The following is a 24,216-nucleotide window of genomic DNA, read 5'->3' as shown; positions in this document are numbered from 1 at the left end:
GGGTCCCCCTGCCTGATATGTCTGAAGTACCTGAGGTGAGGTGCGGTCAGTACAGGGACCAGCCGCTGCCGTCGTGGCGCGACTTCCCGGTCGCCGGACGCTCCGCCTGCCGCGCACGCCGTTCGTCGTCCGGCTGCCGCTGCTCGTCGGCGATGCGGCGCTCGCTTTCTGCCGCGAGCTCTTCGCGCTCGGCGTCGGACATGGCGGCCCACTTCTCGGCGACCGGCGCTGACTGCTCGACGGCCTGGTCGGCGTAGGCGGACACGTCTGCCGCCTCCCGCAGCCCCATGCGGCCGGAGAGAACCTCCTGCGCCATTTCCTTGAGCGTGCTGCCACCCAGCCCCGAGGCGAGATGCTCGAGCGACTGCCGCAGGATCCTGGCCTGGGCGGGGTCCTGCCCGGTCATCTCCAGAAACTCGGAGTCGTCCACCGGCTTGTCCATGGGATGCGGCACTGGGTACCTCGGTCAGTCGGTCGGCGGACAGGAAAGAATCGCAACTTAGCAATACTTAGGTAAATTCCTCAACAGGCGTCTCTGGCGTGACAGGTGAGAGCTTCGCCGAGGCCGACTCGAGCGGAGTTTCCCGACGAAGCCGGCCCCGCTCTCGGGCAACTGACCGCGAACGCCCGCGGCGCGCGCTCCGTCCGAGCCGATGGCGCGCCTCAGCCGCAGCCGCCCCCGAGGAGGTGGAGCGCCGTCCAAGCCCCGGGAACGTCAATCTGGCTGGGCCGGATGCCGCTGAGTATGACGGCGACGAGCGCGACCATTGCGGAGAACGTTGCCTGATCGGGGAGGAGGTGGCGAGCCCCAACGGGTCGGCTGGCCCTGCCTGCTTGAGTGAAGCCCGAAGTCCCTGGAATCTGCACGGAATTCAGTCATGTGTCCTACACTCGGCGATCGCAGTGCTGACGGTGATCGTCCGAAGCGGGGGCTTGGCACTATGTCCAATGGGACACGTAGGTCTTTCAGTCGCGCGAATTCGGGGATATCGGGCGGAGCTCGTGGTGTCCTCTGACTTTGCGAGATTGCTGAAACAGGACTTCTCGGACACGGAGGCGGCAGCCGAGGCGTGGCGCAAGCTCTCCACCACGTCGGACTCGCTGACGAGTCGTCACAGGTCGCGCGTCACCGGCCCGCTGCACCACTCCTGGAAGGGCGACGACGCCGACAGCGCGCTCTTCTTCCTGGAGGACGTCGAGTCGCGGCTCGGAGTGGTCGAGACCGAGGCGATGGCCGTCGCGCGGGTCGTCGACACCACGCGGGTCTGGATGGAGAACGCCCAGACCGCGCTGCGCAACGCCGTACGCCGTGCCGAGCAGGACCACTTCGAGGTCGACGACGACGGCTGGGTGACCGACCCCACCACCGCCGACCTTCCGCACCAGGACCCCGACACCCAGCAGATCATCGCCGACCGCAACGGTCTCCTCGGCGAGTACCGCGCCCGCATCGACGAAGCCCTGGCCGACGCACGCAAGGCCAGCGACGACGGCGCGAAGGCGCTCGGCCGGCTGAACGGCGACATCCTCACCGACCCGCTCAGCCACGACGCGGCGGCCGAGTCCGCCGACGACACCCGGCGCGCGATGAAGGACATCGGCGTTCAGGACCCGCAGATCCCCACGGACGATCCCAAGGCGGCCGCGGCCTGGTGGAAGGCGCTCAGCCCCGAGGAGCGCCAGGAGTACACCACCCTCTACCCGAAACAGATCGGAGCGACGGACGGCCTGCCGACCGACGTACGCGACGACGCGAACCGCACCGCCCTCGCCCAGGAACTCAACGCCCTCCAGGAGGGCAACTACGACGAGACGTTCCCCGGCGAGAGCGACGAGACCGTCAACCAGCGCCTGCTCAACGCCGAGCTGCTGAATGACCGGCTCGACGCGGGCGACAGCGCGCCCAAGGGCAAGGAGCTGTACCTCATCGGGTACGACTCCAAGGACGACGGGCGGGCCATCATCGCGATGGGCAACCCGGACACCGCCGACCACACGGGGATCCTCGTGCCCGGGACGAACACCGACATGGAGGGCGTGCCGGGGCAGCTCAGTCGTATCGACAAGCTGCAGAACTCCGCCGAACGACAGTCCCACGGCGAGAGCGTCGCCATGATCACCTGGCTCGGCTACGACGCGCCCGAGGCGTCCGCGACCGACTTCGACAGCGTCGGCGGCACCGGCCGGGCGGAGGACGCCGCCCCCGACCTGCGACAGTTCGTCGCGGGGACCCACGCCTCCCACGACGGCTCTCCCAGCCACACCACCGTTCTCGGCCACAGCTACGGCTCGACGGTCGTCGGCGCGGCGGCCGCGGGCAGCAACGGCCTCGGCGCCGACGACGTGGTGGTCGTCGGCAGCCCCGGCATGACGGTGGATGAGGCGTCCGACCTGCAGATGGATCCGGAGCACGTCTGGGTCGGCGGGGCCGAGGACGACCCGATCATCGACAACTTCTCCGGATACACCCTGGGGGACAACCCCATGAACGCGCCGTTCGGCGGCAACAACTTCGAGGTCGACACCCATGGGCACAGCGGCTACTGGGACGAGGGCAGTGACTCACTCCGTAACCAGGGTTCCATCATCGGCGGCAGAAGGCCCGCGGAAGTCCCCAAGGAAGGAGCCGAAAATCCGGACCCCCCTCTCGTCGCCGGCTAGAAAACACGCCGCGCGCACACTGTCCGCTGTCTGCGTCATCCTGCTGACGACTGGAGGTTGCATGTCCCAGGGCAACGACGACCGCAACGCCCCGCTGCCCCGCATGTCGAAGGACGACGCGGTGAAGTGGGCCGAGAACTACACCGCGCACATGGCCGAGATCGCCGGCGTCGAACTCACCGAGTCGTCCGCCAAGACGAACTTCGAAGACTGCGTCGGCGCGAACGACGAGGTGGCCGAGGACGGCCGCTACAGCCTGTATTACTACGTCGACTCGCCCGCCCCCACCTCCGAGCACACCCGCATCGTGCGCGCCCTCCGCAGCGAGCTCTCCAAGAAGGGCTACGACGTCACGAGCTACCGGGAGTTCAAGGACTCCGAGGAGTCCGCCGCCTTCAGCGCCCGGAACAAGAAGAACGGCTACTCCGTGGAGGCGGACACCGTCGGCTCCGGCAAGACCAAGCCCCAGGCCTTCAACTTCGCGGTGCGCACCTCCTGCATGCTCCCGCCGGGCGTCGAGCAGCAGCAGTTCTGAGCACTGGAATCTGACCACTGACATCTGACTCAAAAGCCTGGCGGAGGAGCCGCGAATGTCCGACGAAACACAGGTGGACCCCGCCGAACTCCGCGCCTCCGCCAAGGCCGCCGACGCGATCGCCGACGACCTGAAGGGCCCGGCGTCCAAAGCGGTCAAGGAGGCCGACACGGCAGGGGGCTCGTTCTCCGGCTGGTCGTTCGGCTCCGCGCTGCAGGAAATCTCCACGAGCTGGAAACCGGCCCTGGACGGCCTCGAGGCCCGCGCCCGGGCCGGAGCGGCCAACCTCCGCTCGTCGGCCGACGGCCACGAGTGGAACGACGAACGCACCGGCAAGGACTTCGAGAACCTGGGCGCGCAGGGCGCCACCACGCAGGCCACTCCGGGGGAGATGCCCGCTGCCCTGCGCAGACCAGGCGAAGGGAACGACACCCCCGCGTCGCAGGGCCGGTCGCCCCTTGATCCGCGTACGCCCAGCGGCACCAACATGCCGACGTACGAGGGCAGTCCGGTGAGCACGCGGCCCACGGCGGGGGAGAACCCCTTCGGGTGAGGCGGGGTGTTGGAGCATCGAGCCGGCCGGGAACACAAGACTCTCGTGGTGGCGCAGTCACCGCCGTCACTCGCCTGTCCCGCCGTCAGAGCGAAGCAATTCGGATCAAGGAGAGAGATATGAACCGGTACTGACCGCCAGTACGAAAACGGCCGCGGTGGTGGCTCCTCCGCGATACACCTGCCGCCGATCGTCTCGCCGCCAGCCTTTGAACATGACGTAGAGGCCGACGTACATGCCGACGAAGTTGGCGATTGCCAGCCAGATTCTCTGTCCGCTCACGAAGGACATGACCAACCACACCCAAGGGAAGAGCGCGGCTCCCCCCACCAGGATCGTCGTGGCCATGCTTCGGTTATGCCGGTGAAGCCGACTGATATCGGAGGGTGGGTCGAGGTCGGGAAGTTCATCATTCATCATGAGGCTCCGCGATGGTGTACTTAACGGCAAAGGGGGCGTCGAAGGTGAAAAGGTGAGGTCTGCCAGAGCGACGTCAGCTTTTCAGTACAAGCTCCAGCCCTTGGAGCTGTGACGACTCTCTCTGGCGTTGCCGCCCGGCCTCATCTCGGAGGCATTCCGCGACAGTGATTCCTGTTCGATCTCTTCCTGCTGGAGACGCAGAACTCTCGCTCCTTCCTTCTCCGCCTCTGAGCGCTCGAGCTCCGTCATGCTGTCCCAGCCTTCCTGGAATTTTCCAGCAGCGCTGGTCAATGCCTCATCGTAGGCGGTTACGCGCACGGCCTCACGCAGACCAATTCGGCCTGCCAGCACCTCGGATGCCATCTCAGCAAGGATTTCTCCAGAATTGCCCTTCGCGAGGGTCTCCAGCTGCTTGCGCAGCAAGCGTGCGAGCGCGGGATCTCGGGCAATGTCCAGGAACTCGGAGTCATCGGTGCGCTGTTCAACGTCAGGATTTTTCGAGGGCTCGGTCATGACTCCATCATCCCGTAGTCCACTTCGACTTTCGCGCTTGAGATCCAGTCATCAAACTGCTGGATTGTCATAGCCTTTCTCTGGTAGCGGGTACTTCGTGAAGCTGGATTGCCCGAGTCTGCTGATCTGCTCCACTGCAGCGACGGCGGCGCTGGTCATGGTCTGGACTTCAGTGATCACGGTCGTGATCCGGGCGTACATGGTCATCATCGCGGCAACCTCGCCGGCGATGGCCCCGCCTGCGATCACTGGACCGACGAGGGTGAAGCTCGTCGAAGCCCCGGCCGCTGCAGTGATCCCGACAAGCAGGGCGGTGTCCAGAATTCCGTTGAGGAGATCGCCGCATGCCTCAGCCGCATGCCAGACCCCGTCGGTCACGACTTCGTAGTTGTCCTTGAGTTCGTCGAAGGTCGCTCCAAGCGCCTCGACATCCTTGGCAAGGGATTCCAGATAAACGTATGCGGAATCTGCTGTGTTGCCTGACCAGGCGGAGTCGAGTCCCTTGTTGCCTGCCCGAATGTTGCTCGCCAAGTCTGTGCAGAATTCATTGAGCCCGGCCCAAGCCTTGGCGCACTCCGCGTACTCTTCCCAGTTTCCGGCGATCGCTTGCTTTGCTTCATCGACTGGGTTGAAATCGAAGGCGAACTCAAGTCCCTTGCTCACAATGGCACTTGGGCTCAAGATGTCGCCGTACGATGTGAGTTCCCTGTATTGTGACGTGGGCTCGTCGCTGTCTCCCACCTTGATTTTGGTGAGATTCTTGGTCGGTTCGGCAACGTCTTCAAAGCTCATGCGTCCCCCTGGAGCCAAGTGGCGATGGCCATCTCGCCATTCACCGCTTGCTCTCCGGATATGTGGCGTCCATCGCTGCGGCTTGAGACTGATCTGTCTCCTCGTAGTAACGTGCGCTACGGGCGATTTCTCGCTTTGACGAACCCAAGATCTGATGGAGATGCTCCAGAGCCGAGCGAACGTTCGCTACGACGCTGTCGTGCCCCCCGCCCCAGATGTCGGCGATCTCCGAGATGGGCCCCTTGCTGAACGTTCCGATGGAACACTCGCGTTGCGCAAAGTCCAGCGCACGTCCCGTGCTGTCCTCGGCTCGGCCAAGTTGCTTTGCGAAGTTTCGCAGATTGTCCGGTTCCACGTGAAATGACATGCGTGTACCCCCGTTCGGTCGAAGCATCTTACCGGTCTCACAAGAGAGGGCAGGGCGGAAGATGGATGTTCGACTGGATAGACATCTGATGCGATGCCGCCGATCCGTCGGTGCGTTCCGAAGGTTGTTGATGGCATGTTCATGGGCGCCGTCAAGCAGGCGTGAGGAAATGCAAGGTGAAAGTGGGGGGCAGGCGAGTTCGGCGACGATGCTTCATGGCGACGGAACGAGTGGTTCGCTGCAGATACCGAACTGCGCCCGAGCGGTGGCGCCTGAGGCTGGTCGGTGTTGCCCTCACGGGTCTACGCGGACGAGACTGATGGTGCGTGAACCTAGGGTGATCGGGATCGGTGCGTACCGTAAGTCCACGTATCTGCAGTGTGTGTCGCGGAGTTGTGACAGGGAGCACCAGGCGGGTTGTGGGTGCTGTTCGATAGTCTAGAGACAGACTTGTGACAGGGGACCGGACTTACTTCCCCGCATGGGGATGAACGGGACTAGCGGGACGAACGGGGAGGGCCAAGGGCATGGCCGGTGACGGGTACAAGGTCGATCTGAGTGCGCTCGACCAGGTCATCAAGAAGCTCAACGGGGTCATCGGTGACCTCGGGAAGACCAGCGCGGACACCAAGCACAACACGTACCTTCCGAAGGGTGCTCTGGGGACCGGATTCGACGAGGCCCAGAAGCTGAGCTCCGCGCACGACGAGATGAAGACGTACCTCGAAGCCGTGGTCGATCACCTGGAGTCGGTGATGGACGACTTCGGTACGAAGACCAAGAAGGCCCACGGTGCCTATCAGGACGCGGAAGCGGACACCGCGAGTTCAGTCCACGGGGCTTCGACTGCGTCGACCAGCGGATCGTCGGGCGGGAACTACAGCACCACATCCGGGTCGATGGCATGACGTACTGGGCCGGTAGCGGACGCGAAGGGAAAACGGGGCAGAGATGAGCGACAAGGGCGCGGACTACAACTATCAGGCGCCGACCCAGTGCTATGTCGGCGAGCACACCAGCGACTTCAAGAACCACGACATGGACCAGATGAAGGCCATGGTCCAGAACGCCAACCCGTCGGACGTGCACCACGCTGCCAACGGCTGGAAGGGTGTCCACGACCAGCTGGTCGACGTCAAGGCTGTCTACGAGGCGGCTGTGTCCGAGGTTCTCAAGGACTGGGAAGGCGCGTCTGCGGATCAGTTCCAGGCCCGGTCGAAGATCATCGCGAAGAAGATCGAGGACACGTCGACGTATGCCACGTACGTCTCCACCGCGATGACGAGCGCCGCCGTCAAGCTTGATGAAATCAAGCCCGAGGTCATGGCGATGCAGAAGCCGAGCAAGGCCAGCAGCATCGGCGACCGACTCACCGACGGCGGCCGTGACACCGACGGTCTCGATCGGGACATCGCCAACTCGAGCGTCTCGGCTCAGGACATCGTCGACAATCGCGAAGGCGATATGTCTGCGGGGCGTGAGGCGCAGATGAAGATGGCCGTGAAGATGGAGGACTTGGGAGGCGCTTACAACGCGCAGACCAAGTCGATGGGGTCGTGGAAGCGGACGCAGGAGTCCGACACGGAGGACTATCCGGGTTCACCCGGCGGCGTGGCGCCCGTGCCGATTTTCGCCGGTTCTGTCGGTGCGCCTTCCGCAGGTGCCGCGTCCGGCAGGCTGAGCCGTTCGTCTTCCGGTTCGGGCTCGTCGATCGCAGCTGTTCAGTCACCGAACGCGAGTTCAGACGGCATCAGCGGTGGTATCGGCTCGCAGAAGCCCGCAGGTGGGTCGCAGATCGGCGCCGGCAATCTCAGCTTCGGAGGCTCGGGTGCCGGAGCCGGAGCTGTCGGTGCCGGCACCGGGATCGGAGCGGGCGGTGGCATCAGCGGCGGCGTCGCTGGACCCGGTGCAGGCGCCGGTGCTGGTGCTATCGGCGGCGCGGGTATCGGCGGCGCAATTGGTGCAGGAGCTGGCCTCGGGGGCAGGGGCGGTGCTGGCGCCGGCGGTCGTACCGGGGCTGTGGGCCGTGGTGGCCTCGGCGCTGGCGGCACAGGATCCGGAGCCGCAGGTAAGACGGGTGCGAAGGGGCTCAAGGGCAGCTCGCTAGCCCGCACGAAGGGTGGGGCGATCGGTAAGTCCGTCGTCAAGCCTGGCTCGGCGCAGCAGGGTGGCTCTGCCCTGCGTCAGAAGCCGAAGACTGCTACCGGCGGTACCGGTGCGGGGGCGGGACGCAATGGTCTCGCAGGGCGTGGCGCCCAGACGAACAGCAAGGACAAGAAGCGGCGGGACAAGTCGCGTCCGGATTATCTGGTCGAGGACGAGCAGACTTGGGCGAACGACCGCACGGTCAACCCCAAGGTCGTGGAGTAGTCAGGTCTGCTGGTTAAGTATGCGGTGACGACAAGACGGGGCCCGCAGCCTTCGGGCTGTGGGCCCCGACCTGCGAGGGATGAGGTGTAACGGCATGAGCTTCACGCAAGCGCTGCGCGCGGTCGGCGCCGCGGCAGCGGCGGGAGCACTGCTCTTCGCGGCCGCGCCGACGGCATCGGCCGATCAGGTCAGAGATGGGCAGTGGCCTTTGTCGGCCTTCTCGGCCGACAAGATCTGGAAGGTCGCGACCGGCAAAGGTGTGACGGTCGCCGTGATCGATGTCGGCGTGGACGCGAGCCATCCCGATCTCAAGGGCAACGTCCTGGCGGGCAAGGACTTCGAGTCCGGGGACGACGATCCTTCGCCGGAGGGCGGTGCCAGCCATGGGACAGCCATGGCTGGTGACATCGCGGCACACGGCCACGGGGCGAATGGGGCGGAGGGGGCAAAGGGGCTGGCTCCGGAGGCCAAGATCCTCCCCATTCGGGACACGGGTCAGGATGGTTGCTTCGCACAGTCGATTCGCTACGCAGTGGATAACGGCGCCCAGATCATCAATATCTCCCAGGGCGTGAGCAGCTGTGTGGACGAGCCGGCGGAGCTCCAGGCGATTTCTTACGCCAACGACAAGGGTGTAGCGATTGTTGTCTCCTCCGGAAACGAAGGAGAGAACGCGGACAACATGCTGCCTGTCAGCTACCCAGGCGTCGTCGGCGTCGGAGCCGTGGACACTGGCGGAGTGATCTGGGGCGACTCGAATTACGGGAAGCCGCTCCTTCTCGCAGCCCCCGGTGTCGATATCGTTACGACGAGTACTGGATCTACCGGGTACTCCAAGGGAAACGGCACCTCCGACTCCGCTGCGTACGTTTCCGCCGCTCTCGCTCTGCTCAAGCAGAAGTTTCCGGACCTGGCTCCGGGCCAGCTGGTCAACCGCCTCGTCAAGACAGCCGGCCTCCCCGCCTCCGCCAAGGGCACGTCGCTCCCCGACGAGCACTACGGCTACGGCTTCATCAAGCCCTACTCCGCCCTCACCGAGAACATCCCGGCCGGGTCGAAGAACGGCCCGTTGAGGATCGACGAGCTGAACTCCGCCATCGCGAAGGACAAGGGCGGCACCGCTTCGGCTCCCTCATCGTCCTCGTCTTCCGAGGCGGCCTCGGGGTCGTCTGACTCCTCCGACTCCAGCGGCATGAGCCCCGGCGTGATCATCGGGATCGTCGCCGGTGCCCTCGTCGTCCTCGTGATCATCGTCGTGGTCGTCCGGAGCAAGAAGAACAACGGCAGCGGTCCGCCCCCGCCTCCCGGTGGTGGCTGGGGTGGCGGCGGGCAGCCGCAGTACCCGGCGCAGCAGCAGTACCCGGGTGCCTACCCGCAGCAGGCGCCTCCCGCGCCGGGATCGTATCCCCAGGCTCCGCAGCAACCGCCCTACGGCCAGGGCTAGTTCGAGGCGAGTCGGAGTGCTCGCCCACTACGCAACGTGCCCCGCGTCCGGGAGGACGCGGGGCACGTTGCGTAGTGGTGAGGGGGAGCGCGGCCCATCGACTCAGAGGAGGCACGGGGAGGCTCAGGCCGGATTCCTCTCTCCCTCGGACACCGCCGCGCGGATGCGCGAGCTGTGCGGTCCGGCCGTCACGAGAACACAGACCGTCAGTCCGGCGGCGACGCCCGCGATCCCGATCGTCCAGCGCCAGACACCTGTGGCGTCGAAAGTCAGCAGCGCGGCGCAGCCGATGAACGCAGCAGCGAGGTGCAGAACGGTCCGTGAAACGTAGAGCGGCCACGAGGAGCGTGGATCCCAGAGCCGCAGAGCGCGAGGAGAGCTCTTCCCTGCGCCTGTCTTTTCGACCGGGTTGCCCTCGGCGGCCATCATCCGCGCGTCGTCTGGGTGGAGCATCCCGTGCATTGCCCAGCCGTCGTCGGACACCAGCGCTGCCGGTGCGAGGCTCTCGGAGGATCGGTCGTCGCCGACGTCGCGCCGGACGTCAAAGCACAGCCACAGTTCCTGCCCCATCAGGGATTCAGGAAGGTGGTCCTCCGCGACAGAGACCAGGAGATGCGCGGTGCGCGACGACGCCGTGACCACTTTCAAGCACACCTGCCTCTTGTTCCCCCGCTGGAACATCCCGGGCCCCTGGCATGTCCCGCGTACGGCCATAGCGGCACTTCTTCGTCGGGAAGAGGAATGGAGCCCGTAGTTCAAGGAGATGCCGATCAGGGAGAGGGCGACGCCGGCTGCCCAGGCGATGCCGGCGATCCAGCGCCCGGCGGTCGGCATGGTGAAGCCACGCAATGCCCAACCGAGGCTGCTCTCGTCTCCCGCGACGGCGCCCAGCTCTGGACGTGACGGGGCATGGAGCACCGACACCCTGGTTCCGTGGCGTGGCCGGTCCTCCGTACGCGGATGGACCGTTGCCGTCACCGGCTCCTTGCCCGTCAATGGGGCGAGCCGGACGACTGCCGTCGAGTCGTAGTAGGAGTGACCGTGGCTCGGATCGTGGAACTTGACTTCGCTTACCTTCTCCACCTGGACGTGCGTGAAGTGCGCTCCGGCGTCGACGATTCGCTGCACGGGTTCCGGACGCTGCGGCGTCCCCAGCGCCATCGCGGGCAGAGTCACCGACGCCGTGCAGATCCCTACGTACCACGCGAGGGAGCGCGCCTTCATGCTCCGGCGCGAGGGCAACTTCCGGGGCGGACCCTCGGCTGCCGTGACGCCCCGCCCGCCCGCTTCCGCCGAATACGAGAACTCGGCGAGGGCAATCGTTGCGTACGACTGTCTTCCGCCTGCCGCGCGTTGGTAGACAGCGACGCCTCCGACGCAGGCCAAGGCGCACCCCAGCGCGAGGAGAATCGCCGTTCGACGCAGCGCCGGATCCGTGCAGAAGAGCCACAGCGGCAGGACGGGGGCGAGAGTTGCGAGTCCCAGTACGCCGAACCACGGTCCGGCTCTGCGGGGCGCTCGGTCCGCCCGGCGAAGAGCAGGTCCGGCAGTGGCCGAGAGCTGGTCAGCCGAAGACATGTCGCACCTCGTCGGTAGCCGAGGCATCGCGCCCCCTGGTGCCCTGCCCGGCACCCGACTGGACACTTTTGTTGTGGGCGTCGACGTCTTCCAAGCCGTCCTTGCCGTCGTTCGCCGAGACTCCGCCGGCGATCGGAACGACGGTGCCCCATGCGGTGTCTCTGGCCGCATCGTGGCTCTCGGGGGTGTGCGTGCCCCTGAGGTCGTCCGCGATATTTCGCAAGCCTCTGTCGACGCTTCGCGTCGTGCCGCCCGCGCCACCGGCCGCGCCGCCGGTGACCGCGTCGATCCCGGCCTGCCGCGCGTCGAATTTATCGCCCCCGATCAAGGAGTTCAAAGCGTCGCCGCCGACGCCGCCTGCAGCCCCGCCCGCGACACCACTGATCACCTCACCGGCGCCCAGGCGGGCTGCGGCTGAGGTGGCGCCAGTTCCGAAGGTCGCTCCCGCGATGCCGCCCCTGAGGTTGTTCTCGAACTCGAAGCCATTACCGCTGAGGAGGCTTGTGGCCATGCCGCCGGCCGTGCCGGTAGTGGCGTTCAGCGCGAAGGAGGAGAGCAGGTTCGCGACGACCTCGGTGAACTTGCTGGTGTTCTTGAAGGCTTTGTACGCATGGGCGATCGCCCGCAGCATCCGCCCCAACATGCTGGCGGCGTTCAGAGCCCTCTCGGCCAGCATCGCCACACGGGCGGTGCCGACCGCGGCGGACACACCGAAGGTCACGAACGACATGCCGATCGAGACTCCGACGGAGATGCCGATCTCGAGGTAGATGTCCTCGATTTCCTCGTTGACCTCTTCGATGGCTTTCGCCGCCTTTTCAAGCCCTGCGGCAGCTTCATCGAAATGCTCGGTCACCAGGTCTGCTGCCTTCACGCACTGATTCCAGTGCTCGTGAAAGGCCTCGGCCGCCGGGCCTCGCCAGGTGTGCCCGACAGTTGAGTCGACCTGCTTGTCCAAGGTGCCGAAAATGTGGTCGACCTCGGCTTTCAGCTGACGCCACTGCGTGGCGGCCTCTCTGAGTTCGCCCGGTCGGCCGCCTGGATGGACGATCTCGATTCCGAGCTCGACGATCTCCTCGACAACGGACTCGTTTCCGCTCATCAGTTGCCGCCGTGGTTGCCGAACAGTGCGCCAACACCCTCGTCGTTGGTTTCCGTGTCCGCCGCGACCTGCTTCAGACCGGCGCCGATGGCATCGAGATGGCTGTAGACGGCCTTCATGGCATCGGCGACGTCCGCGGAGTACGTGATGTACGCCGAGGTGGCTTCCTCGGATTCCGACAGGACACCGAAACCATCTCTGATGGCCTCCTCCCCGGTCTCCGCGGCGAATTTCCGAAGATTCGACTCCAGGTCGTAGGCGTGCTGTTCGAAACTTCTGGCCAACTTCGCTAATTCTGAGTGATCGACGTACGATTCTTGACCGGCCACTGTGCTGTCCTCCGCGCTCGACCCATGCCTTCAGCGCATGCGTCATCGGAGCGCCAAACCCTAGGTGGCAAGCCGTGCCCTCAGCCGCCGGCTTCCGGGCGATCCGGCAGGGGATCAGCCTGAACACCTGGCCGTCAGTCACCCAGAATGACTACCCCCTGCGCGAGGAGCCGGGACACCTGAGCAGCCCGCACCGGCCCCGCCTCACCCACCCATCTTCAACAACGCCGACTCATGCTGATCGTCGCTCTTCACGCCCTTGAACGCCTTGTCCGTGTTGCCGACCGATGCCAGGAACAGGGTGCCGTCGTGCCAGTAGGGCATCGCCCAGGAACTGTGGCCGAGTGCGTCGTCGAGGTGTCCGTACGACGCGATCTCCGACTCGGCGCCCGTCGCGGGGTCGAGGCTGACGAGGTAGGCGGGGAGGCCGTCGCCGCCGAAGTTCTCCTCTCGCCAGCCTGTGTCGTCGTGCTTCAGGGCGAGCAGTTCCTTTCCGGCGCCCTGGACCAGGGAGCCGTCCGGGGAGCCGTACGCCCAGCGCGTCGTGCAGATCTGAACCCGCACCAGCTGCGCGCCGCCGATGTAACCCTGGCCGTCACAGGCCATTCCGCCGTACACGCCCGTCTTGGAGTCCTCCCAGAGGACCGCGAGCGAGTCTGGCTTCGAGTCCGAGGACCAGCGCAACTGGTGCTACGGGCTCTACCACTTTCAGTACCGGCTCGTCGGTACGAAGGACGGCGGCGAGATCTCGTACCACGTGGAGGTCCGGAAGCGTTACGACTGGGGCACTCCGAGCGAGCACCGCGGCGACCTGGAGAAGAGTCTCGCCGGGTGCGAGGTGGTGGACATCGAGCAGGCGGACGTGGCCGAGCTCAATCGGGTCGGTCTGGCGCAGGATTTCGTCGTGTGCGGGTCCACGGGCGAGGGGACCGGCAGGTACTGGCGCCGGCGAGCGGACCGGCAGATTCCGGCAGTCACGACCCAGTCGGGCGGCGTCGGGGTGAGGCGAGTTGTGTGGGGTTCCGGGCGGTGTGCGTTCGACGGTTGACCCGTTGTTCGGGTGGCTGGGTAAACTCGTGGCAAATCCGCGTCAGTTGAGTTGCAAGAGGGCGCGGGGACACGGGGCTACGGGGATACGGGGGACGCCGTCGTGGCGATGATGCTGCCGGACGAGCTGGCCTGGCTGTTGGAGATGCTCGGCTTCGACTGGCCGACTGCCAATGAGGACCATCTGACGCAGTGTGCTGCGACGTGGCGGGAGTTCGGGGCGCAGGTCGGGGACATTCAGGCGTCGGCGGTGCAGTCGGCGGGCAATGTCACGGCCGACAACTACGGCGATTCGATCGACGCGTTCGTGGAGAAGTGGCAGGACTTCTCGGGCGGGTCGGGGTATCTGGACGATGCCCGGCAGGCTGCCGAGATGATCGCTTTTGTCTTTGACACGGCGGCCGTGCTGGTGATCGCGATGAAGATCGCGGTGATCATTCAGTTGACGGTGCTGGCGATCCAGATCGCGATCGCGGCGGCGACTGCGGTGGTGACGTTCGGGTTGTCGGGTGCGGCGTCGGCGGCGTTGTCACAGGTGACCCGGGTCGCGGTACGGAAGATCCTCAAGGAGACGGCACAGGCCATCCTGGAAGCCGTGCTTGAGGCGGTGAAGGAGCCGTTCATCTCCGCGTTGGAGGAGATGAGCAAGGACCTCATCGCCCAGACGGTGAACCAGAACTTCGGCGCGCAGGACGGGTACAACCTGGGCCGGACCGCGAACGCGGGGACGGCGGCGGTCAAGGACGGTTTCTCCAACTTCGGTTCGACGTTGGGGGAGTCGCTGCGGGACGGGGCCGGTGGCCGGGCGGGGCATCATGCGCGCGGCGGGCTGGACCATGCTGCGGGCAATGGCGGGCACGGCGGGTCCGATTCCGGGTCGAGTGGTGACGGCGGTTCGGGGTCGGGCTCCGGTTCGGGCTCCGGTTCGGGGGCGAGTTCCGGGGCTGACGGAGGTTCGGGGTCGGGCTCGGGTTCCGGGGCCGGTTCGGGATCGGATTCCGGTTCCGGTTCCGGTTCCGGTTCTGGATCTGGGGCCGGGTCGGGTTCCGGTAGCGGCTCGGGCAGCGTTAGTGGCTCAGGCGGGTCCGGCCACACCGGTGGGGGCAGTGGCTCCGGTGGTACGTCGGCCGGCTCGGGAACGGGTTCCGGTTCCGGTTCTCATGCGGATTCCGGTTCGGGGGCTGGTGACGGTGGCGGCGGGTCCGGTCACACCGGTTCCTCGACGGCGTCCGCAGGGTCCTCCGCGGCCGGGAGCGACGGCAGCCATGTGCGGACCACGGCGGCGGCCTCCGGCGATACGGGTGGTGGGTCTTCGAGCAGTACGTCGTCCGCAGGCGCGAGCGCGAGTGCGGACACCGGGGGCGGGAACTCCTCGACGGACAGCGGCAGGCCGTTGACGCCGTTCGACGAGGGTTTCCGCGAGCAGCAGGCCCCCGCGAACACTTCCGTGCAGACCGATACCGGCGGGGCCGACGGATCTTCGGGCTCCTCGGGTCCGCAGCGCGATTCCGGTGGTACCGGTACCGCGTCGCCGGAGCCGCATTCCGGGCCGGAGACACGCGCCGCGGCCGACACGTCGACGGCCTCGCCGACACCGTCCGGCGCGAGCGCGCAGAGCATCAACACGTCCTCGGAGAGCGCCCCTGCCGCCCAGGACACCAACGGGGCGGCGCAGGCCCCGGGTTCCGCGCACGCGCCCTCGCAGGGAAGCACGCACGATCCGTCGGCCGGGCAGGATCCACGTACACAGGTCCAGCAGCCCGCGGCGGCCCAGACGGGCACACCCGCATCCACCGACACGTCGTCGTCCAACACGCAGCCGTCCAACACGTCCGCGCCGTCGAACACGACACAGGGCACCACACCAGGCACCACTCCGGGCAGCACGCCGGGTTCCACGCCGTCCTCGACGCCGGGCACCACTCCTGGGTCCACGCCGAGCGGGAGCCCGAGCGCGAGTACGGGTTCCAGCCCGGGGTCGCCCTCGCGTTCGTCGGCGCCGACGTTCCACGCGCAGAGCGTGACGACGGCCGAGGCGCCCACGGCCGCGACCTCGAATCGACCGGGACCCACGCCGGCCTCCACCACGCACGGTGATCCCGGCCCGGCGACGAACATCCCCAACCAGGCACCCCAGACGGGCCCGGCTCCGGCCACGGCCGCACAGCCGACCACCCCGCAACAGCAACCGGCGCGCCCGACGGCGTCGACCACCCCACCCCGCACCGACGCTCCCCAACGCACCAATCCGGCGCAGACGCCCACCCAGACCCCTGCCCAGCCCACCAGGCAGGCGCCCACCCAGACTCCGACGCGGCAGCCTGCCCAGACGCCTGCCCAAACCCCCACCCAGACCCCCACGCCGAACAACCCGGCCCCGAACCCGACGCCGAACCCGACGCCAGGGCAGACGCCGAACCCGACGCCTGGACAGACGCCGAACGCGACTCCCGGGCAGACCCCGGCCGGAGTACCGAACCAGGCCACACCGGCGAACCCCGCCAACACGGTTCCGCCCGGCGTGTACGCCGACCCCACCCCGCACCCGAACGGCAAGCCCAGCAACCAGCAGCCCGGTCCCGCACCCGACGACGGAGCGCCGGCCACTCCGGCACCGGATCCGACGCCGCCCCCGCCCCCGCCGCTGTCGCAGGGCCAGAGTCTTCAGCAGATACGTGACAGCCTGAACCACGCCCCGTACGGCCTGCTGACCCCTGACCCGGCGCATCAGCAGGCGTTGGTGGACGCGGTTCCGCGGAACCCTGACGGCACGCCGCAGCGCCACCCCGATCCCAACGGGACCTGGGCCCAGCTCCAGAACGACGGCGGCCTGCAGCAGCCCGGCCGTTCCAACAACTGCCTGGACAACGCCCGCGCGGGCCTGTCGACGTGGTTCGGCGACCCGCAGGTGTCGGCTCCGCGTACCCCCGACACGAACCCGGACGGCAGCCCGGACCGGATCTCGCCCGAGCGGGACTCGTACAACAACCTGGACGCCTGGGCGGGCCGCCCGCAGATCTGGGCCGGCGCGGACCACCCCAACCCCTACGGCCGCATCGCGCAGCACCTCCAGGAGGCCGGCCCGGGATCGGCCGCCGTGGTCGGTGTGCAGTGGCCCGGCGGTGGCGGACACGCGTTCAACGTCTACAACCACAACGGCAACATCATCTGGGTCGACCACCAGACCGGCCAGGTCTCGCCCAACCCGATCCACACCGGCGCGGCCGGCGTCCGCTACGTCCCCTTCGACTCCAACGGGCAGACCATGGACGCCCCGTGGGAGAAGAAGAATGACCAGGACCAGCAGAACCAGCAGAACCAGCAGAACCAGCAGAACCAGAACCAGCAGGCTCAACAGCAGCCCAACCAGCCCAACCAGCCCAACCAGCCCAACCAGCAGACCCAGCAGACCCAGCAGGACCCGAACCAGCAGCACCCGCAGCAGACCCAACAGCAACCCACCCCTCAGCCCCAATCTCCCCAGTCCCCCGAATCCCCCCAATCCCCCCACACCCCGGAAATGGCCGGCTACGGCGCCGTCCCGGACCACGACGGGGACATGGACATGGATCACGACGGGGACACGGACGACGACTCCGACGACGACCTGTACACCGAATCCGACGCCGAACACGACGCGGAGACCGACTCCGACTCCGACGCGGAGACCGACTCGGACGACATGGACGTCGACTCCGACGAGGACGCGCTGACCGACCACGGCGAGGACGGGCAGGCGGACCACGACGGCGACATGGAGGTCGACAAGGACTCCGACGACGAGCCGAGTCGCCGGGATCTCGACCCCACCCGCGACGAGCGCAACGCCGGCCTCGTCCGCGAGGAGGCCGACGACGTTCAGCAGGGGGTCACCCCGGACCCGGTCCAGGCCAAACTCCGGGAGTCGCACGACGTCTACCGGATCGACCTGGACAACGTGCATCAGAACCTGCGCGACTGGGCCGATCCGGAGACGCACCCCGACGCCCCGCTGGCCCGGTTGCTCCAGCAGGCGTCCGAGCGGCGGCAGGCGTACGAGAAGGCCATGAAGCCGCTCGAGACGCCGCGGCGGGCCTTGCAGAACGCGATGAGCGAGGAACGGAAGCTCGAGAAGAAGTTCGACGACCTCATGAAGAAGGGCGCGACGGCCGATGCCACCACGCTGAAGAACGGCGCCCTCGCCGCTGCCAGGCAGCACAGGGAGGCGGCGCAGACCGCCTACGACGCCGCGGTCGAGCAGCACCGTTCGGTCGACGTCCCGCCGACGGCCTTCACCGACGCCGAGCTCCAGGAGGCGCTGGGCGACAACTTCACGAACATGAACGACGGCGAGAAGTACGCCGTCCTCGCCGCACTCGCCCGTATGAGCAACGCCTTCCACGGTGACAACGCGGTCGGCAACAGCCCCGAGCGCGACCCCGACGGCGACAGCCCCTATCAGGGCACCACCAAGGGCAGCGGCGCCAACGCCACGGTCAATCCCGCCGTCAACGACTACGAGTCCACAGCGGTCCGGCGGCGCAACGAGGCGGCGGCCGACCTCCCCGCGAAACTGCGCGGAGACACGGACGCGAAGAAGGCGTTCGCCAACCTGCGGACCGTCTTCGACGAATCCGTGGCCGACGACCCCGACCTGACCCCCGTCAAGCGCCGGAAGATCAAGGAGCTGATGGAGGCGGCCCTGGCGGCCGGTACGGGCCCCGACATGACCGGCAAGAACTACGCGGTCGTCGAACTCGTCGACGCCGACGGCAACCGTACGTACGTCGTCGACTCCTCCGTCCCCGCGGGCAGCGACGCCGTACGCCCCCTGCACTCCGAGGCGCACCTGCTGAACTGGGTCGACCACATCAACGCCGCCACGTCGGACGGAACCTCACCACCCCGGTACGAGATCGCCGGCCTCTACACGGAGCGGGAGCCCTGCGGTTCGAGAGAGCTCAATCCCGGGTACGCCGAGTGCTCCAAGACCATCGCCGCGCACGAGTCCATGAACGGCGTACCGGTGTATTACGGTACGACCTACCGCCACTCGGACGCCGCGCAGAAGCAGGCGATGGACGCGGAGCTGAGCGACCACCTGGCCGTGGTCGCGGAGACCTGGATCCGAGTGAGGGCACAGATGTACGGACTCGCCTGAGGACATCCGCAGAACGTCTGGACGTCTGGACGTCTGAAGGACACCTGAGTACGTCCGCGGACCACCGACGCCTGAACACGCCCGAAGAACACCTGAACTGGGCCTGCGGGCGTCCGAGGTCTCGAAAGGGAGCAGCATGACCAGCGAGAACCAGGAGCCCGCCCCCGTCGAAGCGCTGAGCTCCCGGGAGGCGGCCGACCGGATCGTCGACGACTGGCCCTCGCTCAAGGGCTGGGGCGTGCACCGCGTCGTGGACCCGTCCGGCGCGCAGGGCGCGGAGGTCCTGCGGGCCGTGCGCGAGCGCGTGCCCGACAGCGTCCTCGTCGACGCCGCCGGGCGCACCGCGGACGACGTGTTCACCGAGGTCGTGACCGCCCTCGGGGCACGGTTCAAGACGCCCGCCGCCTGGTCACGGCGGCTGCCGAAGAAGCCGGCGCGGCTGGTCCTGCTCGTGGGGGCCGACCTCGTGGGCAGTACGCGGACGAGCGGTGATCCGCGACGACTGCTGCAGGCCCTGAACAGGCTGGGCGGGCTGGGCCACACCGTCTTCGCGGCGGTACGCGATCCAGAGTTCGGCGACGACTCGTCCCGCTCTCTGCGCCTCGCGGCCGAGCCGCCGGTCCTGGACGAGGTTCCTGCCGAGGTGCTGGCGCTGGCGCTGGCCGAGGCGCGGCACGTGCCGTACGCCGTCTGGCGGGAACTGGTCGCGGGCCTGACGGGACAGCGCCCCGACGCCGGCCGAACGGCGGACCTGGCCACGGAGGAGAGGGCGCGGAGCCTGCTCCTCGTGGACCCGGACGCGGAGACGGTGTCGTTCCGGGACGAGACCGTCGCCCGCACGCTCCGCGGGCAGCTCCCGGCGGAGGACCGGGCCCGCACCCACCACCACCTCGCGGAACATCTCGCGGACCGGCTCGCCGACCACCTCGCCGACGTGTCCGAACAGCCCGCGGCGACGGGGTCCCCGAGCGCGGAGGGACCGGCGGAGGCCGGCTCCGTGGTCCGCTACGCGACGACGGCGCTCGCCGCCCACTGCGCGGCGGCCGACCTCGCCGCGGGCGACACGACGTACACCCGGTTCACCCAACTGCTGCGCCGTACCCGGCTCGTGGCCCACCTCGCGCCCGAGTCGCTGCTGGAGGCGGCCGAGGGCGCGGGCCTCGACGAGGCTCCCGGCGGATCGGTGCTCGCCGACGCCGTGCACGCGCGCGACTACGCGCTCCTGCCGTGCGACCAGGGAACCTGGGTGGCCTGGCTGCATCTCCAGGCGACGGTGCGCGGTGACACCGAACTGGCCGACGGCCTGGCCGCCGCCGGAGTCCGGACGCCCTGGCGGGTGACGTGGACGCGCTGGCGCCCGCCCGCCGCGCTGCACCTGTCCTACCTGGCCTTCTCCCCGGTCACCGACCTGATGGAACTGCGCCTCGACGACCGGCCCGTGGCCGCCGCGGTCGCCTACCGCGACCGGCGGCGCCACGTCACCCTGTACGACCCGCGGAGCGGGGAGGAACTGGCGGCGGCGCCCTGGGAACTGGGCCAGGATCCCGAGGAGGCGCTGCCGGGGCTGCGCTGGCCGACCGCCGGAGGAGAGGACGACCGGCCCGAGCCCGAGCCGGTGAACGGCACGTTGCTGGACGCCGGACCCGTCTCCATCGGCGACAGCGTGGTGATCGCGGGCCACGGCGGCCTGTTCGGTATCGAATCCGCGCCCGGCACGCCCTTCACCGGGATCACCCGCCGCCCGGGAGGCCGCGTCGAGGCCGCCTGCCCGGCTCTCCTGAAGGCGCCCGCCACCGTCCCGCGCCACGGCCCGGCCCCCCGGCCCGCCGACCTGGACACCCTCTTCGCGGCCGAGGACGGCACGCTCGTCGCCGTGCCGGAGCCGCTGCTCCCCGCGGGCCTGACGCATGCGGCCACCCGTGACTTCCTGGTCGATCAGGGGATCCCGGCGTTCCGGGACGTGCACGGCCTCGGGTTCTTCGGCCTCGAACGCGACCCCGACTGGTGGAGCGTGGCGCACGGCACCCACACCGGCCCGCCGCCGCCCCGGCCCGAGCGGCTGCTGCGCGAGATCGCGGGGCCCGCGGACACCGCCCCCGACGACGGCGCCGGGAGCGCCCACGCCGCGCCCACCGGCCCGTACTTCAGGATCGGTCTCTGGATGGGCGACGACGTCGTCGTCGACGGCCCGACCGGCGCCGTCCTCCATCTGCCCGATCAGGACGACGAGGCCCCCGGACGCGCCGAGATCGTGGGCCGGAGCCTGCACGACTTCCTCGCGATGGTCTCCGTATGGCTGCTCGGCGTTCACGTCTTCACGGACAGCGGCGACAGCGTCGAGACCCGCGAGGTCGCCTCCCGGGTCAAGGGCCTCCAGTCCACCCTGGACCCGGTCGGCGCCGCGGCCGGCATCTGGGGCATCGCACTGATGGACCACTGACGGCCCGCTGAGCACCGCCGGATCAGCGCGACAGGAACCACGTATCCATGTACGAGAACGTCACTACGGACACCGCAGCCGAACGGATCGTGGAGTGGTGCCGGGCGGGGGACCGGGGCGTGGTCGAGCTGATGGGCTCGACGGGTTCGGGCCGCACCGCGACGCTGCTCCGGGTGCGCCGCCTGGTGCCGGACGCGGTGTGGGTGGACGCGGCCGGGCTCGGGGCGGACGAGGTCGCCGACCTGGCGCGGGACGCGCTGCGCGGGCGGCGCGAGGACGCCGCGCCCGCCGTGGTCCTGGTCGCCCAGGCACAGCGGCTCGCGGGCACGCACGGCGCCGGCTACCCCGGGGCGGCGCTGACCACCCTGAGCAGCCGCATCGCCGAGGCCCTGGACGCGCTGCTCGTCGTGGAGGTCGACTGGCACGACGAATGGTCCGCCGCGCGCCGCCGCCTGGAGGTGGCGGTACCCGCGCGCACTCCGGCCGACTCGCGGTCGGCTTCCATGTCGCGCGAATGGGCTCTCCAGGCGCTGGCCCTCGCCCGCCGCGGCCTGGTCCCGCTGGAGGTGTGGCGGCGGCTCTCGCGCTCCCTGAACGGGGGAGACCTCGACCTCCCCGTGGACGCCCCGGACGTCTCCGCCGTCGGCGACGCGTACCGCCTCGACGACCTCACCCGCCAGACCGAACTGGCCGGGGCGGTCGACCGCGGTGCGGCCCGCCGGGTGCACGGCGAGGTGGCGCGCTGGCTGCGCGGCCAGGTGGGCGAACCCACCGGGACGGGACGCTACGCGGAAGGGGCGCTCGCCCTGCACGCCGCCGCGGGCGGTCGCTACGGCGAGTACTTCCAGGAACTGAAAGAGGACCCCGCCCTGCTGGCACGCCTGTCCCCGCACAGCCTGATCGAGGCCGAGCGGACGGTCGCCGCCCACCTGAACCGCGTACGGCGCGATCCCGGACACCGGGACCGGTACGCGCGCTGGTCGGCGCCGTCGCTGCCCGGCTGCGGGACCGGCTGCGGGCGGGTGACCTCGTGGTCGTGGCGTCGGCGGGCGGGATCTTCGCCGTCGAGGCGACCGCGCCCGAGCGGTTCCCCGACGGTTTCCCCGGACCACGCACCGCGGACGACGAAGACGAAGAGGAGGGCTGGGAGGACGACGGAGAGGACTGGGACGAGGAGGATGACCTCGACCTCGACCTCGACCTCGATCTTGACCTCGGCGCGGTCGACGGCGCCGTGCCCGGGCGGCCCGTGACGTCATCCACCGCGGCCCGGACCGCGACCGTCCCGCCCTGCCATGTCGCGCCCGGACAGGCGGACTTCGCAGCGTCGCCGCCGACGCTGTTCCACACGGAGTCCTGCACCCGCCTGCCCGCGTCACTGCTGCCGGCGGAGCTGAGCGATCCGCATGCCCGCCGCATCCTTGCCGGGACCGGGCTGCCGTCCCTCTCGGCGGCCGAGCTCACCCTGCACGTCGACCCGCGGGCACCTCTGCCCCGAGTCGGCGACCTGCCCCTGTTCGTCCTGGGCGACTGGAACGGAGGCCCGATCGCGGTGCACGCCTCCACAGGCAGGATCTACCGGCTGCCGTCGCACGACAGCTGGAGTGGAGCCGGGCTGCCCGACGACACGCCGCCCGACCCCGACCGGTACGGCTGGACCGCGCAGGAGTGGAACGTCGACCGTGCGGCGCCTCACCTGATGGCCGAGAACCTGGACGTCTTCGTCCGGCTCGTCACCGCATGGGCCGCCCTCGGGGGACACCTCCCGATGGCGTACACGCGCGGCGAACTCCTCGCCCTGCGCGACGAACTGGAGAGCCACCTGCTCGCCATCAGCCCGCACGCCGCGTACAGCTGGTGGACCGAGGGCCTGTACGAGGTGCTGTGACGATGGCCCCGGACCTGACCGCGGCCGTGTTCGTCGCCGGAGCCCGGGTCCGTTAGGGTCGCGGGCATGACACGTACGGGTGGGGACGGCACCGGCCTCCAGTGGGAGGGCGACTTCTCGCGTCAGTGGGAGAACGAGCTGCCGCCCGAGGAGCGGGCGCTCGCCGAGGAGCGGGCGCGCGTCGCCGAGGTGCTGCGGCGCGAGCGGCTGCGCACCGTCGTGTGCGCCTCCGTGTTCGTCGCGGCGGCGCTCGCCGCGCTCGTCGGACAGGCCGTCGGGGACGCCGGTGCGGTGGCCCTGACCGCCAACGCCCTCGGTGTGCTGGGCGGCTGCGGCGCGCTGTGGCTCGCCGTGCGCGGCGTGGCCGGGGCGGGCCGGACCGGACTGTGGCTGATGGTCGGATCCGCTCTGGTCATCGCGGTGGGCCAGGCCGTCTGACCCACCCCGCGAAGAGTCCCTACACCGACTTGGTCAGGTGGGACGTGGTGCCGCCGCTGCCCGCGGCGAAGTCGATGTCGTTCCGCTGCTCACGGATGAGTCCCTCGTTGAAGGACTCGTTCGCGTCGTGGTTCTTCGCCATCGAGCCGAGCGCGCCGCCGATGTTCGTCAGCTCCTGCGCCAGGTGGTTCATCGACTCGAACATGCCGGTCTGCAGGCCCTCGTAGGCGATGCCGAACTTCTCACCGATCTCGTCGTCGCCCCACGGCGGCATGTTCGCCTTGTCGGCGAAGCTCGTCAGGCCCTGCACGAAACCCTCGACCTGGCCCTGCTGCGGAGCGGCCGGCCCGCCGCTGGTGGGCGAGCAGGCGCCGACGGACGCCAGGCCGTTCTGCAGCGCCGCCGCCGCGGCGGAGAAACGGCTGCCCAGGTCCTGGAAGTTCTGGCCCTCGCGGGCCAGGGACTGCGTATCGGTACGTATTCCTTCGCGAGGCATGGTGTTCCTCTCGGGTGGAAGGGCGGGGGAAGAGCCGTGCGCGGGCGGTGCACGGACTGCTCAGGACGGTGTCCTCGGCGGTGCCGGTGCCGGGACGGGCCCG

At 68.7% G+C, this 24,216-nt stretch carries 23 protein-coding genes and 1 pseudogene; 13 read left to right on the top strand and 11 right to left on the bottom strand.

Annotated elements, in window-relative coordinates:
• Positions 1-46: 46 nt before the first annotated feature.
• Positions 47-442: a hypothetical protein gene (locus ABT127_RS16900; protein ID WP_351450018.1), complete on the bottom strand. Its 396-nt coding sequence runs from the start codon at positions 440-442 to the stop codon at positions 47-49.
• 584 nt (positions 443-1,026) lie between these two features.
• Here ABT127_RS16900 and ABT127_RS16895 point away from each other — a divergent pair.
• The 3 genes from ABT127_RS16895 (at position 1,027) to ABT127_RS16885 (ending at position 3,749) form a co-directional block, all read left to right on the top strand.
• Positions 1,027-2,661, top strand: a complete 1,635-nt coding sequence (locus ABT127_RS16895) for an alpha/beta hydrolase (protein ID WP_351450016.1) — start codon at positions 1,027-1,029, stop codon at positions 2,659-2,661.
• Between the two features lie 61 nt (positions 2,662-2,722).
• Entirely contained in the window at positions 2,723-3,196 is a 474-nt protein-coding gene (locus tag ABT127_RS16890; RefSeq protein ID WP_351450013.1) for a hypothetical protein, read from the top strand.
• Between the two features lie 55 nt (positions 3,197-3,251).
• Positions 3,252-3,749 (top strand): type VII secretion target, encoded by a 498-nt coding sequence (locus ABT127_RS16885; protein WP_351450011.1) that lies wholly within the window; start codon positions 3,252-3,254, stop codon positions 3,747-3,749.
• Between the two features lie 105 nt (positions 3,750-3,854).
• Here the strand turns inward: ABT127_RS16885 and ABT127_RS16880 are convergent, their stop codons facing one another.
• From ABT127_RS16880 to ABT127_RS16870, 3 genes are all read right to left on the bottom strand, one after another.
• Positions 3,855-4,097 (bottom strand): hypothetical protein, encoded by a 243-nt coding sequence (locus ABT127_RS16880; protein ID WP_351450010.1) that lies wholly within the window; start codon positions 4,095-4,097, stop codon positions 3,855-3,857.
• A 153-nt stretch (positions 4,098-4,250) separates the two neighbouring features.
• The gene (locus ABT127_RS16875) at positions 4,251-4,682 is read right to left on the bottom strand and encodes a hypothetical protein (protein ID WP_351450008.1); all 432 of its coding nucleotides are present in this window, start codon (positions 4,680-4,682) and stop codon (positions 4,251-4,253) included.
• 51 nt (positions 4,683-4,733) lie between these two features.
• Positions 4,734-5,474 (bottom strand): hypothetical protein, encoded by a 741-nt coding sequence (locus ABT127_RS16870; RefSeq protein WP_351450006.1) that lies wholly within the window; start codon positions 5,472-5,474, stop codon positions 4,734-4,736.
• 894 nt (positions 5,475-6,368) lie between these two features.
• Here ABT127_RS16870 and ABT127_RS16865 point away from each other — a divergent pair.
• The 3 genes from ABT127_RS16865 (at position 6,369) to ABT127_RS16855 (ending at position 9,655) form a co-directional block, all read left to right on the top strand.
• Positions 6,369-6,749 (top strand): hypothetical protein, encoded by a 381-nt coding sequence (locus ABT127_RS16865; RefSeq protein ID WP_351450004.1) that lies wholly within the window; start codon positions 6,369-6,371, stop codon positions 6,747-6,749.
• Between the two features lie 43 nt (positions 6,750-6,792).
• Positions 6,793-8,211, top strand: coding sequence for a WXG100 family type VII secretion target (locus tag ABT127_RS16860; RefSeq protein ID WP_351450001.1), 1,419 nt, complete (start codon positions 6,793-6,795; stop codon positions 8,209-8,211).
• 94 nt (positions 8,212-8,305) lie between these two features.
• Positions 8,306-9,655, top strand: a complete 1,350-nt coding sequence (locus ABT127_RS16855) for a S8 family serine peptidase (protein WP_351449998.1) — start codon at positions 8,306-8,308, stop codon at positions 9,653-9,655.
• Between the two features lie 123 nt (positions 9,656-9,778).
• On the opposite strand, the gene ABT127_RS16850 is transcribed toward ABT127_RS16855, so the two are convergent.
• The 4 genes from ABT127_RS16850 to ABT127_RS16835 form a co-directional block, all read right to left on the bottom strand.
• On the bottom strand, positions 9,779-10,816 hold the full coding sequence (locus tag ABT127_RS16850) for a hypothetical protein (RefSeq protein ID WP_351449996.1): 1,038 nt from the start codon (positions 10,814-10,816) through the stop codon (positions 9,779-9,781).
• A 403-nt stretch (positions 10,817-11,219) separates the two neighbouring features.
• On the bottom strand, positions 11,220-12,335 hold the full coding sequence (locus ABT127_RS16845; RefSeq protein WP_351449993.1) for a WXG100 family type VII secretion target: 1,116 nt from the start codon (positions 12,333-12,335) through the stop codon (positions 11,220-11,222).
• Positions 12,335-12,664 (bottom strand): hypothetical protein, encoded by a 330-nt coding sequence (locus tag ABT127_RS16840; RefSeq protein ID WP_351449990.1) that lies wholly within the window; start codon positions 12,662-12,664, stop codon positions 12,335-12,337. Before ABT127_RS16840 ends, ABT127_RS16845 begins: the two co-directional genes overlap by 1 nt.
• Before the next feature lie 204 nt (positions 12,665-12,868).
• The gene (locus ABT127_RS16835) at positions 12,869-13,282 is read right to left on the bottom strand and encodes a hypothetical protein (protein ID WP_351449987.1); all 414 of its coding nucleotides are present in this window, start codon (positions 13,280-13,282) and stop codon (positions 12,869-12,871) included.
• Positions 13,283-13,289: 7 nt separating this feature from the next.
• Here ABT127_RS16835 and ABT127_RS16830 point away from each other — a divergent pair, with 7 nt between their 5' ends.
• Together ABT127_RS16830 and ABT127_RS39325 are read left to right on the top strand one after the other, a co-directional pair.
• On the top strand, positions 13,290-13,712 hold the full coding sequence (locus ABT127_RS16830; RefSeq protein WP_351449984.1) for a hypothetical protein: 423 nt from the start codon (positions 13,290-13,292) through the stop codon (positions 13,710-13,712).
• A 108-nt stretch (positions 13,713-13,820) separates the two neighbouring features.
• Positions 13,821-14,177 (top strand): annotated as a pseudogene (locus tag ABT127_RS39325) (WXG100-like domain-containing protein); the annotation flags it as partial.
• On the opposite strand, the gene ABT127_RS16820 reads toward ABT127_RS39325, so the two are convergent.
• Both ABT127_RS16820 and ABT127_RS16815 read right to left on the bottom strand, forming a co-directional pair.
• Complete coding sequence (locus ABT127_RS16820; RefSeq protein ID WP_351449978.1) at positions 14,150-14,452, bottom strand: hypothetical protein; 303 nt, start codon at positions 14,450-14,452, stop codon at positions 14,150-14,152. The pseudogene ABT127_RS39325 and the gene ABT127_RS16820 sit on opposite strands and share 28 nt — an antisense overlap.
• A 465-nt stretch (positions 14,453-14,917) precedes the next feature.
• Positions 14,918-15,784 carry a hypothetical protein gene (locus tag ABT127_RS16815; RefSeq protein ID WP_351449976.1) on the bottom strand — a complete coding sequence of 289 codons (867 nt, stop codon included), beginning with the start codon at positions 15,782-15,784 and terminating at the stop codon, positions 14,918-14,920.
• 448 nt (positions 15,785-16,232) lie between these two features.
• Between ABT127_RS16815 and ABT127_RS16810 the strand changes: the two genes are divergently transcribed.
• The 5 genes from ABT127_RS16810 to ABT127_RS16790 all read left to right on the top strand — a co-directional run bounded on the left by ABT127_RS16810 (position 16,233) and on the right by ABT127_RS16790 (position 23,617).
• Entirely contained in the window at positions 16,233-18,851 is a 2,619-nt protein-coding gene (locus ABT127_RS16810; protein WP_351449973.1) for a toxin glutamine deamidase domain-containing protein, read from the top strand.
• A gap of 136 nt (positions 18,852-18,987) precedes the next feature.
• The gene (locus ABT127_RS16805) at positions 18,988-21,291 is read left to right on the top strand and encodes an SUKH-4 family immunity protein (RefSeq protein WP_351449970.1); all 2,304 of its coding nucleotides are present in this window, start codon (positions 18,988-18,990) and stop codon (positions 21,289-21,291) included.
• 47 nt (positions 21,292-21,338) lie between these two features.
• Positions 21,339-22,544 carry a hypothetical protein gene (locus ABT127_RS16800; protein ID WP_351449968.1) on the top strand — a complete coding sequence of 402 codons (1,206 nt, stop codon included), beginning with the start codon at positions 21,339-21,341 and terminating at the stop codon, positions 22,542-22,544.
• On the top strand, positions 22,541-23,179 hold the full coding sequence (locus tag ABT127_RS16795; RefSeq protein ID WP_351449966.1) for a hypothetical protein: 639 nt from the start codon (positions 22,541-22,543) through the stop codon (positions 23,177-23,179). The genes ABT127_RS16800 and ABT127_RS16795 overlap by 4 nt, the downstream gene beginning before the upstream one ends.
• A 66-nt stretch (positions 23,180-23,245) precedes the next feature.
• Positions 23,246-23,617 carry a hypothetical protein gene (locus tag ABT127_RS16790; RefSeq protein ID WP_351449963.1) on the top strand — a complete coding sequence of 124 codons (372 nt, stop codon included), beginning with the start codon at positions 23,246-23,248 and terminating at the stop codon, positions 23,615-23,617.
• A 19-nt stretch (positions 23,618-23,636) separates the two neighbouring features.
• Here the strand turns inward: ABT127_RS16790 and ABT127_RS16785 are convergent, their stop codons facing one another.
• Positions 23,637-24,113, bottom strand: a complete 477-nt coding sequence (locus ABT127_RS16785; protein WP_351449961.1) for a hypothetical protein — start codon at positions 24,111-24,113, stop codon at positions 23,637-23,639.
• Between the last annotated feature and the right edge of the window lie 103 nt (positions 24,114-24,216).

It is taken from the genome of Streptomyces sp. NPDC001904, assembly GCF_040297005.1.
Lineage (GTDB): Bacteria > Actinomycetota > Actinomycetes > Streptomycetales > Streptomycetaceae > Streptomyces.
This window is presented reverse-complemented; position numbering and strand designations above follow the sequence as displayed.